Here is a 22,536-nt window from a genome sequence, read left to right as displayed (position 1 = left end):
CCGTGGGGGAGGAGAACCACACCCCCGCCGAGGCGGCCGACAGTCCGAAATCGAGCCCGGAGAATCGCAGCAACCTCCATGAAACGCTGCGCGATCAGGTCGGACAGGACATCGTCGCCGGGCGGCTGGCCGCCGGGACGATCATCAAGGCCGAAGATCTGCGTGCCCGCTACGATGTGTCGCTGTCGGTGGTGCGCGAAGTCGTCCGAGTCCTCGAATCATTGGGCATGCTGCAGCCGATCCGTCGGGTCGGCCTCGTCGTGCTCGCGATGAGCGAATGGATGCTGCTCGACCCGCTCGTCATCCGCTGGAGGATGACCGAGGCGCCGGCGCGGCAGCTGCGGTCGCTGACGGAACTGCGAGTGGCCATCGAACCCGAAGCGGCCGGACTGGCCGCACAGTATGCCCCTGCAGAAGCCGCCGAGGAGATCATGGGTCTGGCCGCTCGGATGCGAGCCTCGGGCAGGCAGGGCGATGTCGAGGCGTTCCTCGAAGCCGATGTGGAATTCCACCGGGCAGTGCTCGGAGCCGGAGGCAACGAGCTCTTCGCCGCCTTCGACACCGTCATCGGCGAGATCCTCGCCGGCCGCACCGGAGCGGGACTGATGCCGAAGTTCCCGCACCCGGATGCCCTGCAATGGCACTTCGACGTCGCCGATGCCATCGGCGGGCAGGACCCGGCCCGGGCGAAGGACGCGATGGCGAAGATCGTGGCCAAGGCCGATGCGGAGATGGGCAGCGTCTGGGCTGACGAACCCCGGCACCCCAGCAATTGACGAAGGTGCCGAGGCGCCCGGGCATCTGAGCACCCAAGCGCCCGGGCGGCTGAGCACCGGCTTCAGAACAGGCTGACGACTCCGTAGAGGGCGAGGCTGAGCAGGAATCCGACTGTGCCGAGCAGCGTCTCGGCGACGGTCCAGGTCTTCAGCGTCGTCTTCGTATCCATCCCGAAGAAGCGGGACACCAGCCAGAAGCCGGAGTCGTTGACGTGGCTGGCGAAGACCGAACCGGCGGCCAGCGACAGCACGATCGCCACGACCTGCAGGCTCGAGAAGTCCGGATTGCCGACGACGATCGGCTGGACCAGTGCCGCCGCGGTCGTCAGCGCCACCGTCGCCGAACCCTGTGCGATACGCACGATCGCGGCGATGACGAAGCCGGCGACGATGACGGGCAGGCCGAGGGCAGCCAGCGAATCGGCCAGGGAATCGCCGATGCCGCTGGCACGCAGCACTCCGCCGAACATGCCGCCGGCACCGGTGATGAGGATGATCGAGCACACCGGGCCGAGCGCGGAGTCGACGACGGTCTCGATGAGCGACTGGTCCTTCTTCTGCTTCCAGCCGAGCAGCCACATGGCGATGACGACGGTGATGAGCAGGGCGATCGGCGTCTCTCCGAGCAGTCGCAGGGAGCTGATGCCCACCGATTCGATATGGACCCACCCTGCTTCACCGGCGAAGTTCAGCCCGGTGTTGAGGAAGATGAGCACGAGAGGCAGGACGAGGAGGAAGATGACGTGGCCGAGCTTCGGGCGCGAGGCGAAATCTTTGAAGTTGTCGTCCTTCCCGGCCGAAAGGACCGTCGGGACCGGGACGTCGATGCGTTTGCCGATGATGAGCCCGAACAGATACCCGGTGAGGTACCAGGAGGGGATGGCGATGATGATTCCGCAGATGAGGACGAGGCCGACGTTCGCGCCGAGCAGTCCGGAGGCTGCGACAGGGCCGGGGTGCGGGGGTACGAAGATGTGCATGGCGGAGAATGCCATGGCCGCAGGCATCGCGTAGAGCAGCAGAGACCCGCCGAGGCGGCGCGCGATCGTGAAGATGATCGGCAGCATGACGACGAGGCCGGCGTCGAAGAAGATCGGGAAGCCGAAGAGCAGCGAGGTCACGCCGAGGGCGAAGGGTGCGCGCTTCTCACCGAAGAGGCGGATGAGGGCGTCGGTGAGCACCTCGGCGCCGCCGGAGAGTTCGAGCATCCGCCCGAGCATCGCACCGAGTCCGACGAGCAGAGCCACACTGGCCAGGGTGGATCCGAAGCCGTCGTAGAGGACGTCGATGAGGTCGCCGGGCATGATGCCGGCGGCCAGTGCTGTGATCACTGAGACGATGACGAGGGCGATGAAGGCGTGGACGCGTGCCTTGATGATGAGCAGGAGCAGCACGGCGATCGCCGCGGCTGCGATTCCCAGCAGGGCCGGAGTCGGCAGGGTCCAGGCCAATTCGAGTTCGGTCATTGTTCCTCTTCCTTGAGGTCAGATGGATGGGCGGACGGTGGACGGGACGATCATGCGTTCAGCCGCTTTACGGATTCGAGGACCGCATTCAGAACCTCGGGAATCGACCGGTCGACGTCGACGGTGGCGTGAGCTTCCTCGGCAGCGAGCGGTTCGAGGGTGGCCAGCTGCGAATCGAGCAGATCGGGAGACATGAACTCGTGGTCGCGGCGGGCCAGATGGTCGGCGATGACCTCGCGAGGACCGTCGAGGTGGATGAAGACGAGTGAGGGTGCCGACCTGCGCAGCAGGTCACGGTAGGTGCGCTTGAGCGCGGAGCACGCGATGACCGGGGCCGGGGTGCGGGCGGCCTCGACGGCGACGCTGTTAAGCCAGGGGGAGCGATCCTCATCCGTGAGCGGCACCCCGGAACTCATCTTCGCTTTGTTCGCCGCGGAGTGCAGATCGTCGGCGTCGACGAATCGACGGTCGAGGGCGTGCGCCACCTGCGCGCCGAGGACGGTTTTGCCGGTTCCCGAGACACCCATGATGACGAGCGGTGGAAGGAAAGGGCTGTGACCCATAACCGAAACCTCTCGATAAAATATGAAGAAATATCTATAATCAGTTATTAAAACAGATTTATTGCACCGTAGTGCTGGTGGGAAGCGACTGTCAACACTGCTGATCACAGGGAAGAAGGATGCTCATGAAGGCCGATGTCGCGGTGATCGGAACCGGCGTGATGGGGTCGAATCTCGCCCGCAACCTCGCCCGTGAGTCGGGCCGCCGAGTGGCCGTCTACGACCGCGACGTCGAGCGCGCCCAGAACCTGGCGCAGGACTTCCCCGAGGCGGACTTCCTCGTCGCCGCCGACCCGACCGACCTGGCCGGGAAGCTCAACGAACCACGAGTGGCGATCCTCATGGTCAATGCCGGAGGCGCCACGGATGCGGCGATCGGCGATCTCGCCGAGGCGTTCGCCCCCGGAGACATCATCGTCGACGGCGGCAACTCCCACTTCCGGGACACGATCGCCCGCGGGACTCGACTCGATCGCACCGGCATCGAGTTCGCCGGGGTCGGCATCTCCGGGGGAGAGGTCGGCGCCCTGCTCGGGCCTTCCCTCATGGTCGGCGGATCGGAGACCGCATGGCAGCGCCTGCGTCCCCTGCTCGAACCCATTGCTGCGAAGGTCGGAGACGAGGCCTGCGTCGATCACATCGGCACCGACGGGGCCGGCCATTTCGTCAAGATGGTCCACAACGGCATCGAATACGCCGATATGCAGCTCATCAGCGAGGCCTTCACCCTCCTGCGTGACGGCCTCGGCATGACACCGCCCGAGATCGCCGAGGTCTTCGCCGACTGGAACACCGGAGAGCTCGAGTCCTACCTCATCGAGATCACCGCCGACGTCCTCGACCACGTCGATGAGGCGACGGGTCGGCCGTTCGTCGACATCGTCGCCGACGCCGCGAAGGCCAAGGGCACGGGTGCGTGGACGGCGCAGGTCGGGCTCGATCTCGGGGTTCCGGTGCCCACCATCGCCGAGGCGGTCTTCTCCCGTTCGCTGTCATCCTCGGTCGATCTGCGCGCTCAGGGACTCCGCTTGGCCGGTCCCCGTCCCGGCGCCGGATCGTCGTCGTTGTCTCCGGACGAGCGTGCGGCTCGCATCGAGGAGATCGGCAAGGCCCTGCTGCTGGGCAAGGTGATGGCCTATGTCCAGGGCTTCCACGAGATCGCGGTCGGGGCAGTCGAACACGGATGGGACATCGACCTCGGGGCGCTCGCCGGAATCTGGCGGGCCGGGTGCATCATCAGGGCCCGCCTGCTCGATCGAATCGTCGAGGCCTTCGACGTACCGACTCCGCCCGAGAACCTGCTCGCCGCCGACTTCGTCCGCGAGGTCGCCGACCGCTGCCAGGAATCCCTGCGGACGACCGTGGTCGAGGCCATCGGTCACGGAATCGCCGTGCCGGGACTGTCCTCGACGCTGGCCTACTTCGACGGACTGCGCACCGAGGCGGGCAGTGCCGCCCTCATCCAAGCCCAACGCGATCGCTTCGGTTCGCACACCTACGCACGCACCGACCGTCCCGGGACTTTCCATACCCTGTGGTCGGGGGATCGGGGCGAAGTCGAAGTCTGATCGTCGGGCCGCCTCGGTGATGGTCGACCGGAACGACGGGGCCGCCTCGGTGCGCGGTGAAACTGACGTTCGGCCGCCTCGGCGAGGGTCGCTGCGATCTCACTGATCGACTCCGGTGGCCCGGATGGCGGACTGTCGATATGTTAGAGCCATGACTTTGCCACACGAAGATGTTGACCCGGACGGACTGCTCGAATACTCGGTGGTCTTCACCGACCGATCACTCAACCACATGTCGCAGCGGTTCGTGTCCGTGATGCAGGAGATCAACCGGATCCTGCGCTCGGCCTACGATGCCGATTCCGCTGCCATCGTCCCCGGCGGCGGCAGCTACGCCATGGAATCCGTTGCCCGTCAGGTCGCCACCGGCAAGAAGGCGCTGATCGTGCGCAACGGTCTGTTCTCCTTCCGCTGGTCGCAGATCCTCGACGCCGGAGCCATCGCCTCGGAGACGACCGTGCTCAAGGCCTCCCCGGACAGTGCCGAGCACCAGTCGCCGTGGTCGCCGGCCCCCGTCGCCGAGGTGGTCGCCGCCATCGAGCGCGAGAAGCCCGCTGTCGTGTTCGCTCCCCACGTCGAGACCGCCTCGGGGATGCTCCTGCCCGATGACTACGTTCGCCAGGTTGCCGAGGCTGTGCACTCGGTCGGCGGAATCTTCGTTCTCGACTGCATCGCCTCGGGCGCGGTGTGGGCGTCGATGACCGACCTCGGTGTCGATGTGCTCATCTCCGCTCCGCAGAAGGGGTGGAGCGGATCGCCGTGCGCCGGCTACGTCATGCTCAGCAAGGCCGGCCGTGCCGCCGTCGAGGCATCCACCTCGACGAGCTTCGCGATGGATCTGAAGAAGTGGCTGTTCATCGCCGACGAATACGAAGCCGGCCGTGCGCCGTACCACGCGACGATGCCCACTGATGCTCTCGCGCACAATGCCAAGCTCATGGTCGAAAGCGAGGAGCGTGGCTTCGATAAGCTCGCCGCCGCGCAGGCCGAACTCGGACAGCGCGTGCGCGCGGTCTTCGCCGAACGCGGACTGCCCTCGGTGGCTTCGGACGAGTTCGCCTCGCCGAGCGTGGTCGTCGTCCACACCGACAATCCGAAGCTCGCGACCGGTGCCAGCTTCAAAGAAGTCGGTGTGCAGATCGCTGCCGGCGTGCCGCTGCAGTGCGATGAGCCCGAGGACTTCTCGAGTTTCCGCATCGGCCTGTTCGGTCTCGACAAGCTCGGCGACATCGATGGCACGATCGCGCGCCTCGAGGCCGCTCTCGACTCGATCGGCGTGACCGCAGAAGCCTGAGCACACATGCGCCGTAACCGGCACTGCCTACAGGCAGAACGCCGGGAAGCATCACGCACCGCCAATGCCACTGCCTACCGGTAGTCGGAGCACATACAGTCAGCGCCATAACCTCCCGTTGCAACGAGGGGTTATGGCGCTGACTGTATGTGGTGTCCCTGACGGTGAGGGATGCTCAGAACGCTCGAGTACCTTATGGCGGGGACGCTCAGGCACCCTCGCTCGCCTAGCGGTGAGCGATGCTCCCGAGTCTCAGGCAGTGTCTCCGAGGGCCACGACGTTGTCGGCGAGCCGTTCGTTGCTGCCGTACATGAAGTGGTTGGCCATGTTCTCGGAGAAGCGGCTCGCATCGGTGGTCAGTCCGACCGCCTCGGCGACCTCGCGGATGTGCATCGGGGTCGCACCGCAGCACACTCCGATGTAGTTGACGCCCAGGTCGTAGGCTTCCTTGGCGAACGCGCCGATCTCGTAGCGGTTGGTCTGCAGGGGATCAAGAGCGGTGGGGAACGTGCGTCCGTGCGGGGAGGCCACCTCGGCGCGGGGATCGGAGAGGTTGAAGAACGTCGGCTCGTCCTCAGTGGTGCGGTAGGGGATCGGCAGGGCGCCGACGTGACAGGACACTGCCTGACGGATCTCTTTCAGCCACGGCAGCATCGTCGCGGGACCGCGGAAGCAGTTGAGCCCGACGACATCGACGCCGAGCTGCTCGAGGCGCTGCGCGGTCTCGACGATCCCGACCCCGTCGGCCATCTCCTGGAAGGCCATCGGGGCGAGGGTGAGGACGACGGGCAGTCCGCTGGCCTTGGCGATCTCGGCGGCGGCGATGGCCTCACCAGCGAAGTAGAAGGTCTCGCCGATGATGAGGTCGGCACCTTCCTCGACCGCCCAGGCGACCATTTCGGCGAACATGGCCCGCACCTCGGACTGCTTGGACTCGTCGGCGGGATCCCAGATGTTCGAGTTCGAGATGTTGCCGGCCATGAAGTTTCCGGGCTTGGCGTCGGCGACGGACCGAGCGATCTGGAGGGCGGCGCGGTTGAGCGGTTCGAGCAGATCTTCCTTGCCGATCACGCGCATCTTCTCGCGGTGCCCGTTGTAGGTGAAGGCCTCGACGATGTCGGAGCCGGCCCGCTGGAAGTCGACGTGGAGGGAGCGCAGGGCGTCGGGGAACTCGAGGGCCACCTCGGGGACGAACTCGCCGGCAGACAGATATCCGCGCTTCTCGAGCTCGAACAGGAAGCCTTCCGCACAGATCACGGGGCCGGCATCGAGGCGTTGGGTCAGGGCGTTGGTCGCGGTCATGGATGCTCTCCGATTCGATGATGTGGCCGAGCCCGGGCAAACGGCCCGAACATTATTATCACACCATCAATCGACGCAGTGAGGTCCGTCACATCGACATAATTCGACGCTGAAGGCCATGAAAGAACACGACCTCGCCGAGGCGGCCCGACCGAAAGCCTGCAACGCTGGGCTCCGGTGGGGTCCCCACAAAGATCAGCGACCGCCGAGGCGGCCCGATCGTCAGCGGTCCTCGTCGCCGCTGAGATAGACCGGCAGGCGACGGTAGCGCACTGCCCGCTGGGCTGCGCCGGCGGGCACCTCCTGAGTGGGTTCGTAGGTGGCGTTGTTCTGCGGAACCTCATGTGAACCCGGCAACGGGTACGGCTCGCCGGCAACCGGGGCGGGGGAGGCGAAGGACTGCTGCTGACCGGGCTGTTGTTCGTAGCCGGGGGAGTGCTGATAGCCGACTCCGGGCATGGGCTGCAGCCCGAGACCCTGCCGGTCCGGCCCGTCACCCTCGCTGTACGCGTCCCCGGGGTGATAGGCGTCGCCGGTGTAGCCGGCATCTCCACGGTGACCACGATCTCTGCGATTGCGCCCGCTGCGACCACGCTCTCCGCGACCTCGCCCGCTGCGACGGTCGGAGTCCTCCGGCCGGAGGAAGGGGAACGGTTTGAGCAGTAGGCCGGTGACGGTCGAGGACCACCAGCGCAGCGCTCGTTCGAAGGGTGACCAGGCGAGCAAGCCCGTCCAGACGACGGCCAGGGCCACACAGATGAGCAGGACGACGGCGTCGTGGAGGACGTTGCGGCTGTCGTCGAGGACCGGCTGCAGGGCGCGGACGACGAATCCGTGGAGGATGTAGACAGCGAGGCTGTTCTTGCCGATCGTCGCGATCGTGTCCTTGGTATTGCTCAACCAGGACAGAAGGGCCAGCGTCAGCAGCACCGCTCCGATGTCGACGATGAGTCGCAGTCCCACGCCTTCGGGAACGCTGACGTCGAAGTGGGCGAAGTTGAGGCTGCCGTAGAGCCAGTTGTAGTCGACCTGGTCGAGGAAGAAATATCCGACGGCCGCGAGGGCAGCGGCACTGAGACAGAGTTTCTGCCAGATCGCGAGGCTGCCCGCCCAGTCGATGATCTGCTTGCCGTAGAGCTTGCCGATGACGAAGAACGGCCAGAACGCCATCGTCCGAGCCGCGGAGAGCTCGGTGTCGAGGACCGGCAGCAATCCGCCGAAGAGCCCGACGACCAGAGAAGCGACGAGCATCGTGCGCGGGAATCGCTCGATGAAGGGGACCGTGATCATCCACCACGCCATCGACAGCAGGAACCACGTGTACCAGAACGGTCGGAGGAAGTCGTAGTCGGGATTGAGCCCGAAGAGCCACATCCACCCCCACATGAGCGGCAGCACCGTGGCGAGGAGGACGAAGTAGGTCAGAACTCGTTCGGCCAGTTTGTTCGACTTCGCCGTGATGCCGGCAAGGAAGACGAACGCCGGCATGTGGAACATGTAGATGAAGTACATCGGTGCGCCCAGGATCGGCGACTCCCATGGGGAGGTCCTGGCGAGGAGGTGGCCCAGAACCACCAGGAAGATGAGTATTCCCTTGGCGCGGTCGATGCGATAGTCCCGTGATGACACGCCGATACACTACCGCACCCGGCAGGCTTTGGGGAAAGTTCAGACCGGCGCCGAGGCGGTCGCCCGGTCGTGTGCGACGGTGCACTCGTGCGTGCGAACGGGGATGGAAACGACTAGCCGCGGGCGGCGCAGTTCACGCATTTGGCCGCGTAGGGGCGGGCCTCCAGCCGCGCCTCGGCGATGGGTCTGCCGCAGTCGATGCAGGTCCCGAACGTGCCCGCGTTCAGGCGGTCGACCGCCTCGGCGATCTCCTCGAGGCGGTTCTCGGACTGTTCGAGCAGGGTCGCGGCCTGCGACCGTTCGAAGGCGAGCGTCGCCCCTTCCGGGTCGTGCTCGTCGTCGCTGTTGTCGCCCTCACGAGCGGCCGAGACCTCATCGATTCCCTGAGTCAGGCGGTCGATGAGCGCCTGCGTCTCCGCTCGTTCCGCCTCGAGCAGGTCTCGCATCGTCGCTTCTTCGATCACTCAGGCCTCGAGAGCTTCGGACGCTTCGAGCCAGCGCATCTCGAGTTCGTCGAGTTCGTCCTGGGACTCGCGGATCGCAACTGTGAGCTTGGCCAGTCCCTCGAAATCGGTCTGGTCGTGGGCGGCCATCTCCTCGTGCTTCTTCGCGATCTGAGTGTTCAGCTTGTCCATCCGCCGCTCGATCGACGACAGTTCCTTCTTCGCCGCCCGGGCTTCCGCGCCGGACAGTTTCGGAACCGAGGAGGATCCTTCGCTCGCCGAGGCGGCCCCACCGGAACCGGTCCCGTCGTTTCCCGCTGTGGCCCCGTTCGAACCGCCGGAAGCCCTGTTCGAACCGGCAGCGCCGCGGCGTTCCTGTTCGGCTCGCAGCCGCAAGTACTCTTCGACGCCGCCGGGCACATGGCGCAGTCCGTTGTCGAGGATCGCGTACTGCTGATCGGTGACCCGCTCCAACAGGTACCGGTCGTGGGAGACGACGATGAGGGTGCCCGGCCAGGAATCGAGGAGATCCTCCATCGCCGCGAGCATGTCCGAGTCGACGTCGTTCGTCGGCTCGTCGAGGATGATGACATTGGGTTCGGCCATGAGCAGCAGCAGAAGCTGGAGTCGGCGCTTCTGCCCGCCGGAGAGCTCCTTGACCCTGGCGGACAGATGCTCCTTCGCGAAGCCGAGCCGTTCGAGCAGCTGGGCCGGAGTGAAGTCCTTGCCTTCGATGTTGAACGAGGTCTTCGACTCGGCGAGGACCTCGCGCACACGGGATTCGGCGATGCGGGCCAGATCCTTGAACTGCTGATCGAGCACACCGATCTGCACGGTCTTGCCGCGCTTGACCCGACCCGCATCGGGTTCGATCTCACCGGAGACCAGACCTAAGAGCGTCGACTTCCCGGCACCGTTCGGACCGAGGATCCCGGTGCGCTCACCAGGGCCGATGCGCCACGTGACATCCTCGAGGATCGTGGTCTCGGCGAAGTGCTTGGACACGTCGAGCAGATCGACGACGTCCTTGCCCAGGCGGGCCGTGGCCATCTTCTTCAGCTCGATCGGATTGCGCACCTCCGGCACATCGGCGATGAGCTGGTTGGCGGCTTCGATGCGGAACTTCGGCTTCGACGTCCGGGCGGGAGCGCCGCGTCGCAGCCATGCGAGTTCCTTGCGCATGAGATTCTGTCGCTTCGCCTCGGTGGCGGCGGCGATCCGATCGCGCTCGACGCGCTGGAGGACATAGGCGGCATAACCGCCTTCGAAAGGCTCGACGATGCGGTCGTGGACCTCCCAGGTCTTCGTGCACACCTCGTCGAGGAACCACCGGTCGTGGGTGACCAGCAGCAGGGCTCCGGAATTCTTCGGCCACCGGCCGCGAATATGCTTCGCCAGCCACGCGATGCCGTCGACATCGAGGTGGTTCGTCGGCTCGTCGAGGATGAGCATGTCCCAATCGCCGATGAGCAGAGCCGCCAGGGCCACTCGACGGCGCTGACCGCCGGAGAGCGAGGAGATCTGCGCATCCCAATCGAGATCGGCGATGAGACCGGAGATGATGTCACGGGCCCGCGGATCGGCGGCCCATTCGTGATCGGCGGCATCGCCGACGACGGAGAAGCCGACGGTCGCCTCGTCATCGAGGTCATCGCGCTGGCCGAGCATGCCCAGACGCAGCCCGCCGCGATACGTCACGCGTCCGGAATCGGGTTCGATGGTGCCTGCGAGCATGCCGAGCAGGCTCGACTTGCCGTCGCCGTTGCGGCCGACGATGCCGATCATGTCGCCGGACTCGACGCCGAGAGTGACCGAGTCGAAGACGACTCGCGTGGGGTATTCGAGGTGGAGGGCTTCTGCCCCGAGGAGATGTGCCATAGCAGGCTCTAGCCTAGTTCACCGCGGTTCGCCCGATTGACCGGATGGGCCAGTTCGGCCGGCCGCCGGCCGCATCGTTTGCCGCATCTTTCTGTCTCAAACACAAGGCGTTTTCTGTTCGCATTTCGGACCGATAACCCCACCGCATGACGGATTGTTTCTTTTTCATATCGGTGTCCGCGATTGAGGTGCTAAGGGACCTTTCCAAATGACCTCAGTGCATTAGACTGACCGAAACTCATCAAAATATGACAGTTCGTCCAGTGGTTTCACATTTTCGGTAAGGGCAGACAGGGCCCTCATCCGTGTGCGCTGTCTGTATCAGAAAAGAGAAAACGTGAAGAAGCTCGCTTCAGCGGTGTCGATGATCGCCGCATCTGCCCTCGTCCTCTCGGCTTGCGGCTCAGGTGGAGAATCCGGCTCCGACTACATGGCCTGCATGGTCTCCGACTCCGGCGGTTGGGACGACCAGTCCTTCAACCAGTCCGGCCGCGAGGGCATGGAGAACGCGAAGAAGAACCTCGGCATCGAAGAGAAGCTCGCCGAGTCGCAGGGCGACGCGGACTTCAAGCCGAACGTCGACAACATGGTGCAGCAGGGCTGCAACCTCACCTTCGGTGTCGGATTCCTCCTCGAGGACACGATCCAGGAAGCCGCAGAAGCGAACCCCGACCTCAACTTCGCACTCATCGACTCCACGTTCTCCGACGCCGACGGCAAGCCGGTGACGATCGACAACGCCAAGGCCGTCGTCTTCAACACCGCCGAGGCCGCGTACCTCGCCGGCTATGTTGCGGCCGCGACTTCGAAGTCGGGCAAGGTCGGCACCTTCGGCGGCATCCAGATTCCGTCGGTGACGATCTTCATGGACGGATTCGCCGACGGCGTGGACAAGTTCAATAAGGACAACAAGAAAGACGTCAAGCTGCTCGGCTGGAACAAGAAGAAGCAGGACGGATCGTTCTCCGGTGACTTCGAGAACCAGGGCCAGGGCCAGGAGCTGACCAAGCAGCTCATCTCGCAGGGCGCCGACGTCATCATGCCCGTGGCCGGACCCGTCGGCCTCGGTGCCGCGGCCGCCGCGAAGGAAGCCGGCGACGTCAACCTCGTGTGGGTCGACTCCGACGGCTACGAGTCGACCGAATACGGCGACATCATCCTCACCTCGGTGGTCAAGCAGATCTCGCAGGCCGTCGAAGACACCATCAAGGAAGGCTCGGAGGACAAGTTCTCGAATGAGCCCTACGTCGGCACGCTCGAGAACGAAGGTGTGGGCCTCGCTCCGTACCACGACTTCGAAGACAAGGTTCCCGAGGACGTGAAGAAGAAGGTCGAGGATCTGAAGAAGCAGATCGTCGATGGCAGCCTGGTCGTCGAGTCTGAGAGCACACCGAAGTAAGCTCGTCGGTTAAACTGCAGGGCCGAGTTCTTTCGGCCCTGCAGTTTTCAAGTTTGTGAGGAGAACCGGAAGCAGTGAAACTCGAGCTTCGCGGGATGACCAAGGTGTTCGGATCGTTCGTGGCCAACGACCACATCGATCTCACCATCGAACCGGGCGAGATCCACGCCCTGTTGGGTGAGAACGGCGCCGGCAAATCCACCATGATGAATGTCCTCTACGGACTCTACGACGCCGATGGGGGAGAGATCCTCATCGACGACAAGCCGGTGAAGTTCTCCGGGCCGGGCGACGCCGTCGCTGCGGGCATCGGCATGGTCCACCAGCATTTCATGCTCGTGCCCGTGTTCACCGTCGCCGAATCCGTGGCGCTGGGCTACGAACCGACGAAGAGCCTCGGGCTCCTCGACATCAGCGAGGCGCGCAAGAAGGTCAAGGAGATCTCTTCGCGCTTCAATTTCAACATCGATCCCGATGCCCTCATCGAGGATCTGCCGGTCGGCGCCCAGCAGCGAGTGGAGATCATCAAGGCCCTGTCCCGGGATGCCGAGATCCTCATCCTCGACGAGCCCACGGCTGTGCTCACTCCGCAGGAGACCGACGAGCTGATCTCGATCATGCGCCAGCTCAAGGAGCAGGGCACGTCGATCGTCTTCATCACCCACAAACTCCGTGAGGTCCGCGCGATCGCTGATTCGATCACTGTCATCCGCCGCGGAAAGATCGTCGGAGAGGCCTCGCCGGAGTCGACCGAGACCGAGCTGGCCAGCCAGATGGTCGGCCGTGCCGTGTCTCTGACGACCGAGAAGGATGCCGCCGATCCCGGCGATGCCACCTTCCAGGTGCGCGGACTCACCGTCGTCGACAAGGCCGAGAACGTCGTCGTCGACGACGTGTCCTTCGACGTCCGTCGCGGCGAGATCCTCGCCGTCGCCGGTGTCCAGGGCAACGGGCAGACCGAATTGGCCGAGACGATCATCGGTCTCACCGAACCGCGGTTGGGCACGATCACCCTCGACGGGAAGAAGCTCGTCGGGGATTCGGTCAAGGACCGCCTCGGTGCCGGTATCGGCTTCGTTCCCGAAGACCGGTCGACCGACGGCATCATCGCGGAATTCGCGATCCGCGAGAACATGATCCTCGACGTCTACGACCGTGAGCCCTATGCCAAGGGCCTGAACATGCGATCGAAGGTCATCAGCGAAGAGGCGAAGAAGAAAGTCGAGGAGTTCGACATCCGCCTCGGCAGCGTCTCCGACCCGATCTCGACCCTCTCCGGCGGAAACCAGCAGAAAGTGGTGCTCTCCCGCGAGCTCGGCCGCGATCTGCGACTGTTCATCGCCAGCCAGCCCACCCGCGGACTCGACGTCGGATCGATCGAATTCGTGCACAAGCGCGTCATCGCCGAACGCGATTCCGGCACCCCCTGCATCATCGTCTCGACCGAACTCGACGAGGTCTACGGCCTCGCCGACCGAATCGCCGTGATGTACGCCGGGCGCATCGTCGGCATCGTGGGACCCGAGACCTCCCGCGAAGCACTGGGCCTGATGATGGCCGGCGTTCCCGCCGACGAAGCCCTCGAAGCAACGGACGACGACTCAGCCACCACCCCGGCGGAGGAGACCAAATGACGACTGATATCTCACCGGCGGCTCCTTCCGCGGCACCGCCGCCGGAGTCCGAGACCGAGGACGGCAAGGAACAGACTCTGCTCCAGCAGATCATGTCGGGATCCTGGCTGGTCTCGCTGCTGGCGATCGTTCTCGCCCTTCTGTTCGGCGGTGTCCTCATCGCCGTGTCGAACGCGGAGGTCGTCGCGGCGGCCGAGAACTTCTTCGCCGCTCCCGGCGAGTTCTTCGCCACGCTCTTCCAGACCGTCGGCAACGCCTATTCGGCGCTGTTCCGCGGAGCGGTCTTCGACTGGGACGCACGCACCACCGAACGCGCCATCCGCCCCCTGACCGAATCGATGGTCTCGGGCACCCCGCTCATCCTCACCGGTCTCGGCATCGCCTTGGCCTTCCGCTGCGGTCTGTTCAACATCGGCGGTCAGGGCCAGGTCATCCTCGGCGCGACCATCGCCGGATTCCTCGGCTACGCGCTGCCGCTGCCTCCCGTCGTCCACATGCTCGTGGCCGCGATCGGCGGAATCATCGGCGGTGCGATCTGGGCCGGAATCGCCGGTGTTCTCAAGGCACGTACCGGTGCCAACGAGGTGATCGTGACGATCATGCTCAACTCGATCGCCGGCTACGCACTGGGCTACCTGCTCAAGCAGAACTGGTTCACGCACACGACCTCGGCGAACCCGCAGTCACGGGTCATCGACGACTCCGCGCAGATGTTCCTGCTGCTGCCGCCGCCGTTCCGTCTCCACTTCGGCTTCGTCATCGCCATCCTCGCCACGATCTTCGTGTGGTGGCTGCTCGAACGCTCGACGATCGGCTTCGAGTTCAAGGCCGTCGGCGCGAACCCGCACGCGGCCCGGACCGCAGGCATCTCCGTGTCGAAGGTGACGATCCTCGTCATGATCGTCGCCGGTGCCCTGGCCGGACTCGGCGGTGCCGCTCAGGTGCTCGGCACCGAATACAAACTCACCGGCGGAATCAGCGGATCGATCGGCTTCGACGCCATCACCGTCGCCCTGCTGGGACGGTCGAAACCGCTGGGGACGTTCCTCGCGGGCCTGCTCTTCGGTGCGTTCAAGGCCGGCGGCTACCTCATGCAGTCCCAGACCGGTACGCCGATCGACATCGTCCTCGTCGTCCAGTCCGTCATCGTGCTGCTCATCGCGGCCCCGCCCCTGGTGAGGTCGATCTTCCGGTTGCCCACACCGGTGCTCAAGCGGAAGGAGGACTGAGATGACTGCTCAGACCATGGATAAGACACCTTCGACCCAGGTCAAGGCGCTTGCGCCGATCGCCTGGAAATTCCCGATCGTCTACACGATCCTCGCCCTCGTCTCGCTCATCTTCTTCGGCTTCATCGGCCGTGACGGGGAGACGACCTTCCGGGTGGCCACCGGCGGAGACTTCTTCGCCATCCCCGACTTCGCCGTGTCCTCGACCGCGGCAGGGCTGACGCTGGGCATCCTGCTCATCATCATGGCCGCCGTGTCAATCTATGTGGCGATCAGGCGCATCGACCTCGGCTCCTGGTTCCCGATGCTCTTCGGCGTCATCTTCGTTCTCTCCTTCCTCGCCTGGGCCGGCGGCGGATCCGGCGGCGTCATCCCGCTGACGACGCTGCTCGCCGGTGCCCTGGCACTGTCCGTGCCGCTGATCTTCGGCGCCATGTGCGGTCTCGTGGGAGAACGTTCGGGCATCATCAACATCGCCATCGAGGGCCAGCTGCTGGCCGGTGCGTTCCTCGCTGCGGTCGTTGCCTCGGTGGTGAAGAACCCGTACGCGGGACTGCTCGCCGCTCCCGTCGCCGGTGCCCTGGTCGCCGTGGTGCTCACCTTCTTCGCGGTGAAGTACTGGGTCAACCAGATCATCATCGGCGTGGTCCTCAACGTCCTCGTCGTCGGCGTCACGAGCTTCCTCTACTCGACGGTGCTGACCCAGGACCCGGGACTGTGGAACTCCCGCCAGAAGCTGCCGAACCTCCCGATCCCGCTGCTCTCGGACATTCCGGTGCTCGGACGGGTGCTGTTCGACCAGAACATCCTCGTCTACATCATGTACGTCGTCGTCATCGCGCTGCAGATCTTCGTGTTCCGTTCGAAGTGGGGTCTGCGGATGCGCGCCGTCGGTGAGCACCCGAAGGCCGCGGACACCGTCGGCATCAAGGTCAACTTCACCCGCGTGCGCAACACTTTGCTCGCCGGTGCCATCGCCGGCCTCGGCGGTGCCTTCTTCACCGTCGGCTCCGGACTGGCGTTCGGCAAGGAGATGTCGGCAGGACAGGGCTATATCGCCCTGGCCGCGATGATCCTGGGCAAGTGGAACCCGAAGGGTGCGCTGTTCGCGGCCCTGCTGTTCGGATTCTCCAAGAGCCTCGGCAACACTCTGCAGTCCATCGGCACCCCGGTGGCCAACGAGCTGCTGCTCATGCTGCCCTACATCGTCACCGTCTTCGCTGTCGCCGGATTCGTCGGTCGGGTCCGCCCGCCGGCCGCGGAAGGTGTGCCCTACGTGAAGTGAGCCCCGCCTCGGCGATGGATCGGCATTTCCCCTCGATCACCCCACAGTCACCACCCGAAGGAAGAGATATCCCCATGACTGCCCCCGAACCCCGCGCTTCCGCACCCGAGTCGACCGACCCCGTCTGGAGCGAGGAACCCACCCCGGTCAGCCCCGAAGACCTCAGCGAAGGTACCTGGGAGCTGCTGCGAGCCGAGGCGACACGGGCGATGACGAAGGCCTATGTGCCGTACTCGAACTACCCTGTCGGAGCCGCCGGTCTCGTCGACGACGGTCGCATCGTCGGCGGCTGCAATATCGAGAATGCCTCGTTCGGGGTGACGCTGTGCGCGGAATGCTCGCTGGTCTCCGAGCTGTTCATGACCGGCGGGGGCCGCCTCGTCGCCTTCGACTGCGTGGACGGAGAGGGCAACACCCTCGTTCCCTGCGGGCGATGCCGACAGTTGCTGTTCGAACACGGGGGCAACGACCTCGTCATCAACATGCCCAGCGGACGCGCCCCGATGTCCGTGGTCCTGCCCGAAGCCTTCGGCCCCGACCACCTGGCCGGGGCGCACGACGGCCATGAGGCCAAACACTGACGAGCCTGTTCCTCGACGAGGCGGCTGTGGCCCGGAATGTCCCCGCAGGGATTGATGACAGCGAAGATTTCGACGACAACGCACGCATCGTCGACAACACAGATTTCGACGAGAACGAAGGATTGAGACCGTGAGCGTAGAAGCATTCGACACCGTCGACGTCATCGCCGCGAAGCGAGATGGCCGAGCCCTGAGCAAGGAGCAGATCGACTGGGTCATCGACGCCTACACTCGGGGTGCTGTCGCCGAAGAGCAGATGGCGGCCCTGGCCATGGCGATCTTCATCAACGACATGGCACCGGTTGAGATCGCGCACTGGACGCAGGCGATGATCGACTCCGGTGAGCGCATGGACTTCTCGTCCCTGCCCCGGCCCACCTCGGACAAACATTCGACCGGGGGAGTCGGCGATAAGATCACCCTGCCCCTGGCCCCGCTCGTCGCCGTCTTCGACGTGGCCGTCCCACAGCTCTCCGGCCGCGGCCTCGGCCACACCGGAGGCACCCTGGACAAGCTCGAATCGATTCCCGGCTGGCTGGCGGGACTGAGCAACGAGGCGATCGTCGACCAGCTCGAGGACGTCGGCGCCGTCATCTGCGCCGCCGGATCCGGATTGGCGCCGGCCGATAAGAAGCTCTACGCCCTGCGCGACATCACCTCGACGGTCGACTGCATTCCGCTCATCGCCTCCTCGATCATGTCGAAGAAGATCGCCGAGGGCACCTCCGGTCTCGTCCTCGACGTCAAGGTCGGCTCCGGTGCGTTCATGAAGGACCTGGCGAAGGCTCGCACACTCGCGCAGACGATGGTCGAACTCGGTAAGGCCGCAGGCGTCAACACCTCGGCGCTGCTCACCGATATGTCCACGCCCTTGGGCCTGACCGTCGGCAATGCCCTCGAGGTCCGCGAATCCGTCGAGGTCCTCGCCGGCGGCGGACCCGCCGACGTCGTCGATCTCACCGTGGCTCTGGCGGAGGAGATGCTGCGCCTGGCAGGCAAGACCGATGTCGATGTTCGAGCCGCGCTGGCCGACGGTCGGGCCATGGACAAGTGGAAGCAGATGATCCGCGCCCAGCACGGCGACCCGGACGCCGCTCTGCCGGTCGCCGAGCACACTGAGGTCGTCACAGCGACCGACTCCGGGGTGCTTACGAAGCTCGACGCGCTGGGCGTCGGGGTGGCATCGTGGCGTCTCGGCGCCGGACGGGCACGGAAGGAAGACCCGGTCCAGGACGTGGCCGGAATCGAACTGCACGCCAAACCAGGGGACACGGTCACGGCCGGTCAGCCGCTCATGACACTGCACACGGCGACCTCGGAACGGTTCGAGCGCGCCATCGAGGCTTTGGAGTCCGCGGTCGAGATCGGCGGGGATGTCGCCTCGGTGCCGGAATCGATCGTCTTCGACACGATCACCTGAGCCGAATCGCACACTCTCAGCACTGCCGCGCGGCCGCTGGCCTAGCTACGCTGGACCTGATGACTCTGCGCGGCACCTGCACGCGCAACCATGCACGACCACGCAACCTTGCACGACCACTTCTGGAGGACCGAATGACCAGCCGCACCGATGTCGCGAACATCATCGACCACACCCTGCTCAAGCCCGAAGCGACCCGCGCCGACGTCGATGCCCTCGTGGCGGAGGCGAAGGAACTGGGAGTGCTCGCGATCTGCGTGTCACCGTCCATGCTCCCGATCACCGATCCGGGTGAGCTCGTCGTGGCGACCGTCGTCGGATTCCCCTCCGGCCAGGTGAAGCCGGAGATCAAAGCCGCCGAGGCTGCTCAGGCCGTCGCCGACGGTGCTGCCGAAGTCGACATGGTCATCAACATCGGACAGGCCGTCGCCGGGGACTTCGACGGACTCGAGGCCGATATCCGCGGCGTCGTCGAGGCCAGCGGGGACGCCCTCGTCAAGGTCATCATCGAGTCGGCTGCGCTCAACGACGAGCAGATCGTCGAAGCCTGCCGCCGCTCGGAGGCCGCCGGAGCCGGATTCGTCAAGACGTCGACCGGATTCCACCCGGCTGGAGGCGCCAGCGCTCATGCCGTGTCTCTCATGCGCGAGACCGTGGGCGACCGCCTCGGCGTCAAGGCCTCCGGCGGAATCCGCACCGCCGAAGCCGCCGAAGAGATGATCGCCGCCGGCGCGTCCCGCTTGGGCCTCTCCGGCAGCGCCGCAATCCTCAACTCCCTCTAATTACTACCTGACGGCGGCCCAGCTACCTCGCGCGAGGTAGCTGGGCCGCCGTCAGGTAGTTCTGGGAGTGTCAGAGGGCGATGGCTTCCCGGATCTTAGTGACGGCCTTCTGCGCCGTTCGCTGTTTGATGAGGCCCTCTTTTGCATGGGCCGCGATCCCCAGGGTCGACTCTCTCCGGTCGAGTACGACGATGACGTAGGCCGGATTCATCGACGCGAAGCCTGATCCGATGACACCGCGGATGGTGACGACAGGGTCGTCGGTCGCAGGAGTGTGTGCGGACACCAGCTGAGTCACCTGATTGAGAACGCGTTCGGTCTCATCCGGTGGAACTTCGATGACGGCGTGATGGGTTTCGGTCTTCAGCCGCTTCGCCGACCACTCGGCACCGAGTCGACCGGCACCGAAGACGCTGCTGCTTTCGCCCAGTGATCCCAGCAGGCTGGTCAGAACCGCGTCGACCTCTGGATCGTGAGGAACGTCCATCGTCGCCTCCTTATCACAGCTACTGGCCCTAAATACTACGTGACGGCGGCCCAGCAACCTCGCGCGAGGTTGCTGGGCCGCCGTGAGGTAGTAATTAGAGGGAGAAGAAGTTTTTGAGCTCGGTGCTGATCGAGTTCAGGCGCTCCGTTAGGGCCGGTTTGAGCGAGGCGCTGGCCGAGGCGGTCGGCAGGCGCACTCCGGCGCTGGCCGCAGCACGTGCATCGGCCTCGGCCGCAGCCTGGATTTCCGAGGGTTCGGCGACGACCTCGAGATAGCATTTCAGTTTCGGCTCGGTACCCGAAGGACGCACGATGACCCGCGAGTTCGACTCCGAGAGGAGCAGGATTCCATCGGTCGGCGGCAGCCCCTCATACCCTGCCGACAGGTCGTGGACCTCGGCGACCGGGGAGCCGGCAAGAGCGGCCGGAGGGTTCTCACGCAGCTTCGCCATGGCCGTGCCGATGAGAGAGACATCGTCGAGACGGAAACTCAGCGGAGCGGTGGCGAAGTATCCGTCGCGATTGCGGATGCGATCGAGCTCGGCCTCGATGCTGCTGCCCGCAGCCTTGAGCCGTGAGGCCAGCGCTGCGAACGTCACAGCCGCCGAAATCCCGTCCTTGTCGCGTACGATCATAGGGTCGACGCAGTAGCCGAGTGCTTCTTCGTAGCCGAAGACAAGCCCGAGACTGGCACGAGATATCCACTTGAAACCAGTGAGTGTGTTCACTGCGGCGAAACCGTGGCTCTTAACCGCAGCCGCGAGAGCCCGGGAGGACACGATCGAGTTCGCGAAAACGGCGCCGTCTGAACCGCTTTCTGCGAGTCGGCTGGCGAGGTCCTCACCCAACAGCAGCCCCACCTCGTCGCCGGAGAGCTGACGGTAGCCGATGGCCGCCGACTCATCCGGGATGGCCGCGGAGAATCGGTCGGCATCCGGATCGTTGGCGATGATGAGTTCGGCACCGACCTCACGGGCCAGGGCAAAGGACTCATCGAGTGCGCCGGCTTCCTCCGGGTTCGGGAAGGACACCGTCGGGAAGTCCGGATCCGGTGCCTGCTGGGAGGCCACCGGGTGGAGGTTTGTGAACCCGGTGCGGGTCAGAGCAGCCTCGGCGACTCCGGCACCGACACCATGCAGTGAGGTCAGCACGATCGAGAGATCCGACTCCGCCCGGACACCCAGATCGTCGATGCGCGACAGGTAGTCCTCGACGATCGACTCGTCGAGATGCTCCCACCCGGACTCCGCACGTGACACAGACGCCACGGACTCGACTGCTGAGATCTTTTCGGCGATGAGCACATCGGCCGGGCTAACGATCTGGGCGCCAGAACCCGCTTCGGCGTCGGCCTCGGATCCGATCGCCTGCAGCGGACGCTGTCCCAGGTAGACCTTGTACCCGTTGTCAGCCGGTGGGTTGTGGCTGGCCGTGACCATGACTCCGGCATCGGCCCCGCGCTGCGACAGCGCAAACGCCAGCAGCGGGGTCGGCAGCTGCTCGGGCAGCTGAATCGCGACTCCGCCGGCGGCGGTGATGACGGCGGCAGTGTCGGCGGCGAATTCCGCGGACTTGTACCGGGCATCGCACCCGATGACGACTTGGAAGCCCTCACCGACGGTGTCTGCGAGGAATGCGGCCAGTCCGGCGGCGGCACGGATGACGACGGCTCGGTTCATCCGGTTAGGGCCGGCGGCGATCTCGCCGCGCAGACCAGCCGTGCCGAAGACGAGGGGACCGGAGAACCGGTCCTCGAGATCGGCGACTGCCGCCTCGTCGCCGCTCTCGGCCTCGGCGAGGATGTGCTCCAAGGAGATGGCCGTCTGCGGATCAGGGTCGTCGGCGATCCAGGCACGGACCACCTCGGCGTCGAATCCATTCGTGAAGCGGTCGGCTACGCGGGTCATATGAGGTCCTTTGCGAATTCGCGGTGGCGGGGCGGGGGAGCGCGGAGTGGGGCTGGCCGTCTCAGAGCTTCGCGACGATGTCGGCGAGCAGACGGGAGATGCGCGGGGCGGCCGCGGCTCCGGCTTCGATGACCTCTGCATGAGAGAGCGGGGTCTCCTGGATGCCGGCGGCAAGGTTCGTCACCAGCGAAATTCCCATGAGTTCGAGCCCGGACTGACGTGCGGCGATGGCCTCCAACGTCGTCGACATTCCCACCAGATCGGCACCGAGGACCCCGGCCATGCGCACCTCAGCGGGGGTCTCGTAATGAGGTCCGTGGAACTGTGCGTACACGCCCTCGTCGAGCGTCGGGTCGATCTCCTTGGCGATGGCGCGCATCCGCGGGGAGTACAGATCGGTGAGATCGACGAAGTTCGCGCCCTCGATCGGAGAGGTGCCGGTGAGATTGATGTGATCGGAGATGAGCACCGGAGTGCCGGGCCCCCAATTGCGGTTGAGCCCGCCGCACCCGTTCGTCAGCACCAGCGAGGAACAGCCGGCAGCCGCGGCGGTGCGCACACCGTGGGCAACCGCCCGGACACCCTTGCCCTCGTAGTAGTGGGTGCGCGATCCGAGGACGAGCGCATGCTTGCCGCTGGCTTCGATGCGCACCGTGCGCAACGTCGCGCCGTGGCCCTCGACGGCGGGGGCGTGGAATCCGGGGACCTCCGCCGCGGAGATCTCGGCAACGGTCTCGCCGAGGAGGTCCGCCGCCCCACCCCAACCGGAGCCGAGGACGAGCGCGATGTCATGGGCTTCGATGCCCGCGTTCGCGTTGATGGTCGTGGCCGCGGCGTGCGCGGCGGCGGTAGGATCGCTTAAGTCAGTCATGACGCCAAGATTATCAAGTTCCC

Annotated in this window: 19 protein-coding genes; 10 read left to right on the top strand and 9 right to left on the bottom strand. The window is 65.3% G+C overall.

Features of this window, described 5'->3' with window-relative positions; genetic code table 11:
• Nucleotides 1-2: 2 nt before the first annotated feature.
• Nucleotides 3-776 (top strand): FadR/GntR family transcriptional regulator, encoded by a 774-nt coding sequence (locus ACOZ9V_RS13725; RefSeq protein ID WP_434590876.1) that lies wholly within the window; start codon nt 3-5, stop codon nt 774-776.
• Between the two features lie 62 nt (nt 777-838).
• On the opposite strand, the gene ACOZ9V_RS13720 is transcribed toward ACOZ9V_RS13725, so the two are convergent.
• Entirely contained in the window at nt 839-2,242 is a 1,404-nt protein-coding gene (locus tag ACOZ9V_RS13720; protein WP_434590873.1) for a GntP family permease, read from the bottom strand.
• 50 nt (nt 2,243-2,292) lie between these two features.
• A complete protein-coding gene (locus tag ACOZ9V_RS13715) occupies nt 2,293-2,805 on the bottom strand; it encodes a gluconokinase (RefSeq protein ID WP_434590870.1) in 513 nt (170 codons plus the stop codon).
• Nucleotides 2,806-2,930: 125 nt separating this feature from the next.
• Between ACOZ9V_RS13715 and gndA the strand changes: the two genes are divergently transcribed.
• Nucleotides 2,931-4,373, top strand: coding sequence for an NADP-dependent phosphogluconate dehydrogenase (gene gndA, locus ACOZ9V_RS13710; RefSeq protein WP_434590867.1), 1,443 nt, complete (start codon nt 2,931-2,933; stop codon nt 4,371-4,373).
• A gap of 151 nt (nt 4,374-4,524) precedes the next feature.
• Entirely contained in the window at nt 4,525-5,667 is a 1,143-nt protein-coding gene (locus tag ACOZ9V_RS13705; RefSeq protein WP_139908666.1) for an alanine--glyoxylate aminotransferase family protein, read from the top strand.
• Nucleotides 5,668-5,919: 252 nt separating this feature from the next.
• On the opposite strand, the gene ACOZ9V_RS13700 is transcribed toward ACOZ9V_RS13705, so the two are convergent.
• The 4 genes from ACOZ9V_RS13700 to ACOZ9V_RS13685 all read right to left on the bottom strand — a co-directional run bounded on the left by ACOZ9V_RS13700 (nt 5,920) and on the right by ACOZ9V_RS13685 (nt 10,919).
• Nucleotides 5,920-6,969 (bottom strand): homocysteine S-methyltransferase family protein, encoded by a 1,050-nt coding sequence (locus ACOZ9V_RS13700; RefSeq protein WP_259357717.1) that lies wholly within the window; start codon nt 6,967-6,969, stop codon nt 5,920-5,922.
• 222 nt (nt 6,970-7,191) lie between these two features.
• The gene (locus tag ACOZ9V_RS13695) at nt 7,192-8,598 is read right to left on the bottom strand and encodes an acyltransferase family protein (protein WP_434590863.1); all 1,407 of its coding nucleotides are present in this window, start codon (nt 8,596-8,598) and stop codon (nt 7,192-7,194) included.
• Nucleotides 8,599-8,711: 113 nt separating this feature from the next.
• Nucleotides 8,712-9,044: a TraR/DksA family transcriptional regulator gene (locus tag ACOZ9V_RS13690; protein ID WP_139468521.1), complete on the bottom strand. Its 333-nt coding sequence runs from the start codon at nt 9,042-9,044 to the stop codon at nt 8,712-8,714.
• A gap of 18 nt (nt 9,045-9,062) precedes the next feature.
• Nucleotides 9,063-10,919 carry an ABC-F family ATP-binding cassette domain-containing protein gene (locus tag ACOZ9V_RS13685; RefSeq protein ID WP_434590860.1) on the bottom strand — a complete coding sequence of 619 codons (1,857 nt, stop codon included), beginning with the start codon at nt 10,917-10,919 and terminating at the stop codon, nt 9,063-9,065.
• Nucleotides 10,920-11,256: 337 nt separating this feature from the next.
• On the opposite strand from ACOZ9V_RS13685, the gene ACOZ9V_RS13680 reads away from it, so the two are divergent.
• The 7 genes from ACOZ9V_RS13680 (at nt 11,257) to deoC (ending at nt 19,249) form a co-directional block, all read left to right on the top strand.
• The gene (locus ACOZ9V_RS13680; protein ID WP_229664228.1) at nt 11,257-12,318 is read left to right on the top strand and encodes a BMP family lipoprotein; all 1,062 of its coding nucleotides are present in this window, start codon (nt 11,257-11,259) and stop codon (nt 12,316-12,318) included.
• Nucleotides 12,319-12,392: 74 nt separating this feature from the next.
• Nucleotides 12,393-13,952, top strand: a complete 1,560-nt coding sequence (locus ACOZ9V_RS13675) for an ABC transporter ATP-binding protein (protein WP_139908662.1) — start codon at nt 12,393-12,395, stop codon at nt 13,950-13,952.
• Entirely contained in the window at nt 13,949-15,181 is a 1,233-nt protein-coding gene (locus ACOZ9V_RS13670) for an ABC transporter permease (RefSeq protein ID WP_139908661.1), read from the top strand. Before ACOZ9V_RS13675 ends, ACOZ9V_RS13670 begins: the two co-directional genes overlap by 4 nt.
• Nucleotide 15,182: 1 nt before the next feature.
• Nucleotides 15,183-16,466 (top strand): ABC transporter permease, encoded by a 1,284-nt coding sequence (locus ACOZ9V_RS13665; RefSeq protein ID WP_434590856.1) that lies wholly within the window; start codon nt 15,183-15,185, stop codon nt 16,464-16,466.
• Between the two features lie 74 nt (nt 16,467-16,540).
• Nucleotides 16,541-17,047 (top strand): cytidine deaminase, encoded by a 507-nt coding sequence (locus ACOZ9V_RS13660; RefSeq protein WP_181272345.1) that lies wholly within the window; start codon nt 16,541-16,543, stop codon nt 17,045-17,047.
• A gap of 130 nt (nt 17,048-17,177) precedes the next feature.
• Complete coding sequence (locus ACOZ9V_RS13655; RefSeq protein ID WP_434590852.1) at nt 17,178-18,467, top strand: thymidine phosphorylase; 1,290 nt, start codon at nt 17,178-17,180, stop codon at nt 18,465-18,467.
• A gap of 134 nt (nt 18,468-18,601) precedes the next feature.
• Nucleotides 18,602-19,249, top strand: a complete 648-nt coding sequence (gene deoC, locus ACOZ9V_RS13650; RefSeq protein WP_166823111.1) for a deoxyribose-phosphate aldolase — start codon at nt 18,602-18,604, stop codon at nt 19,247-19,249.
• A 70-nt stretch (nt 19,250-19,319) separates the two neighbouring features.
• Here deoC and ACOZ9V_RS13645 read toward each other — a convergent pair whose 3' ends face one another.
• From ACOZ9V_RS13645 to ACOZ9V_RS13635, 3 genes are all read right to left on the bottom strand, one after another.
• On the bottom strand, nt 19,320-19,736 hold the full coding sequence (locus ACOZ9V_RS13645; protein WP_420096337.1) for a hypothetical protein: 417 nt from the start codon (nt 19,734-19,736) through the stop codon (nt 19,320-19,322).
• A 94-nt stretch (nt 19,737-19,830) separates the two neighbouring features.
• On the bottom strand, nt 19,831-21,642 hold the full coding sequence (locus ACOZ9V_RS13640; RefSeq protein ID WP_434590848.1) for a phospho-sugar mutase: 1,812 nt from the start codon (nt 21,640-21,642) through the stop codon (nt 19,831-19,833).
• 61 nt (nt 21,643-21,703) lie between these two features.
• The gene (locus ACOZ9V_RS13635) at nt 21,704-22,513 is read right to left on the bottom strand and encodes a purine-nucleoside phosphorylase (protein WP_434590845.1); all 810 of its coding nucleotides are present in this window, start codon (nt 22,511-22,513) and stop codon (nt 21,704-21,706) included.
• Nucleotides 22,514-22,536: the final 23 nt, after the last annotated feature.

The organism is Brevibacterium sp. 1718 (assembly GCF_051131255.1).
GTDB classification, from domain to species: Bacteria; Actinomycetota; Actinomycetes; order Actinomycetales; family Brevibacteriaceae; genus Brevibacterium; species Brevibacterium sediminis.
This window is presented reverse-complemented; position numbering and strand designations above follow the sequence as displayed.

Coding starts and splice junctions, on each gene's coding strand:
- gndA (WP_434590867.1), top strand. CDS start 2,931: ATGAAGGCCGATGTCGCGGTGATCGGAACCGGCGTGATGGGGTCGAAT.
- ACOZ9V_RS13660 (WP_181272345.1), top strand. CDS start 16,541: ATGACTGCCCCCGAACCCCGCGCTTCCGCACCCGAGTCGACCGACCCC.
- deoC (WP_166823111.1), top strand. CDS start 18,602: ATGACCAGCCGCACCGATGTCGCGAACATCATCGACCACACCCTGCTC.
- ACOZ9V_RS13665 (WP_434590856.1), top strand. CDS start 15,183: ATGACTGCTCAGACCATGGATAAGACACCTTCGACCCAGGTCAAGGCG.
- ACOZ9V_RS13685 (WP_434590860.1), bottom strand. CDS start 10,919: ATGGCACATCTCCTCGGGGCAGAAGCCCTCCACCTCGAATACCCCACG.
- ACOZ9V_RS13720 (WP_434590873.1), bottom strand. CDS start 2,242: ATGACCGAACTCGAATTGGCCTGGACCCTGCCGACTCCGGCCCTGCTG.
- ACOZ9V_RS13705 (WP_139908666.1), top strand. CDS start 4,525: ATGACTTTGCCACACGAAGATGTTGACCCGGACGGACTGCTCGAATAC.
- ACOZ9V_RS13645 (WP_420096337.1), bottom strand. CDS start 19,736: ATGGACGTTCCTCACGATCCAGAGGTCGACGCGGTTCTGACCAGCCTG.
- ACOZ9V_RS13635 (WP_434590845.1), bottom strand. CDS start 22,513: ATGACTGACTTAAGCGATCCTACCGCCGCCGCGCACGCCGCGGCCACG.
- ACOZ9V_RS13715 (WP_434590870.1), bottom strand. CDS start 2,805: ATGGGTCACAGCCCTTTCCTTCCACCGCTCGTCATCATGGGTGTCTCG.
- ACOZ9V_RS13640 (WP_434590848.1), bottom strand. CDS start 21,642: ATGACCCGCGTAGCCGACCGCTTCACGAATGGATTCGACGCCGAGGTG.
- ACOZ9V_RS13700 (WP_259357717.1), bottom strand. CDS start 6,969: ATGACCGCGACCAACGCCCTGACCCAACGCCTCGATGCCGGCCCCGTG.
- ACOZ9V_RS13690 (WP_139468521.1), bottom strand. CDS start 9,044: ATGCGAGACCTGCTCGAGGCGGAACGAGCGGAGACGCAGGCGCTCATC.
- ACOZ9V_RS13670 (WP_139908661.1), top strand. CDS start 13,949: ATGACGACTGATATCTCACCGGCGGCTCCTTCCGCGGCACCGCCGCCG.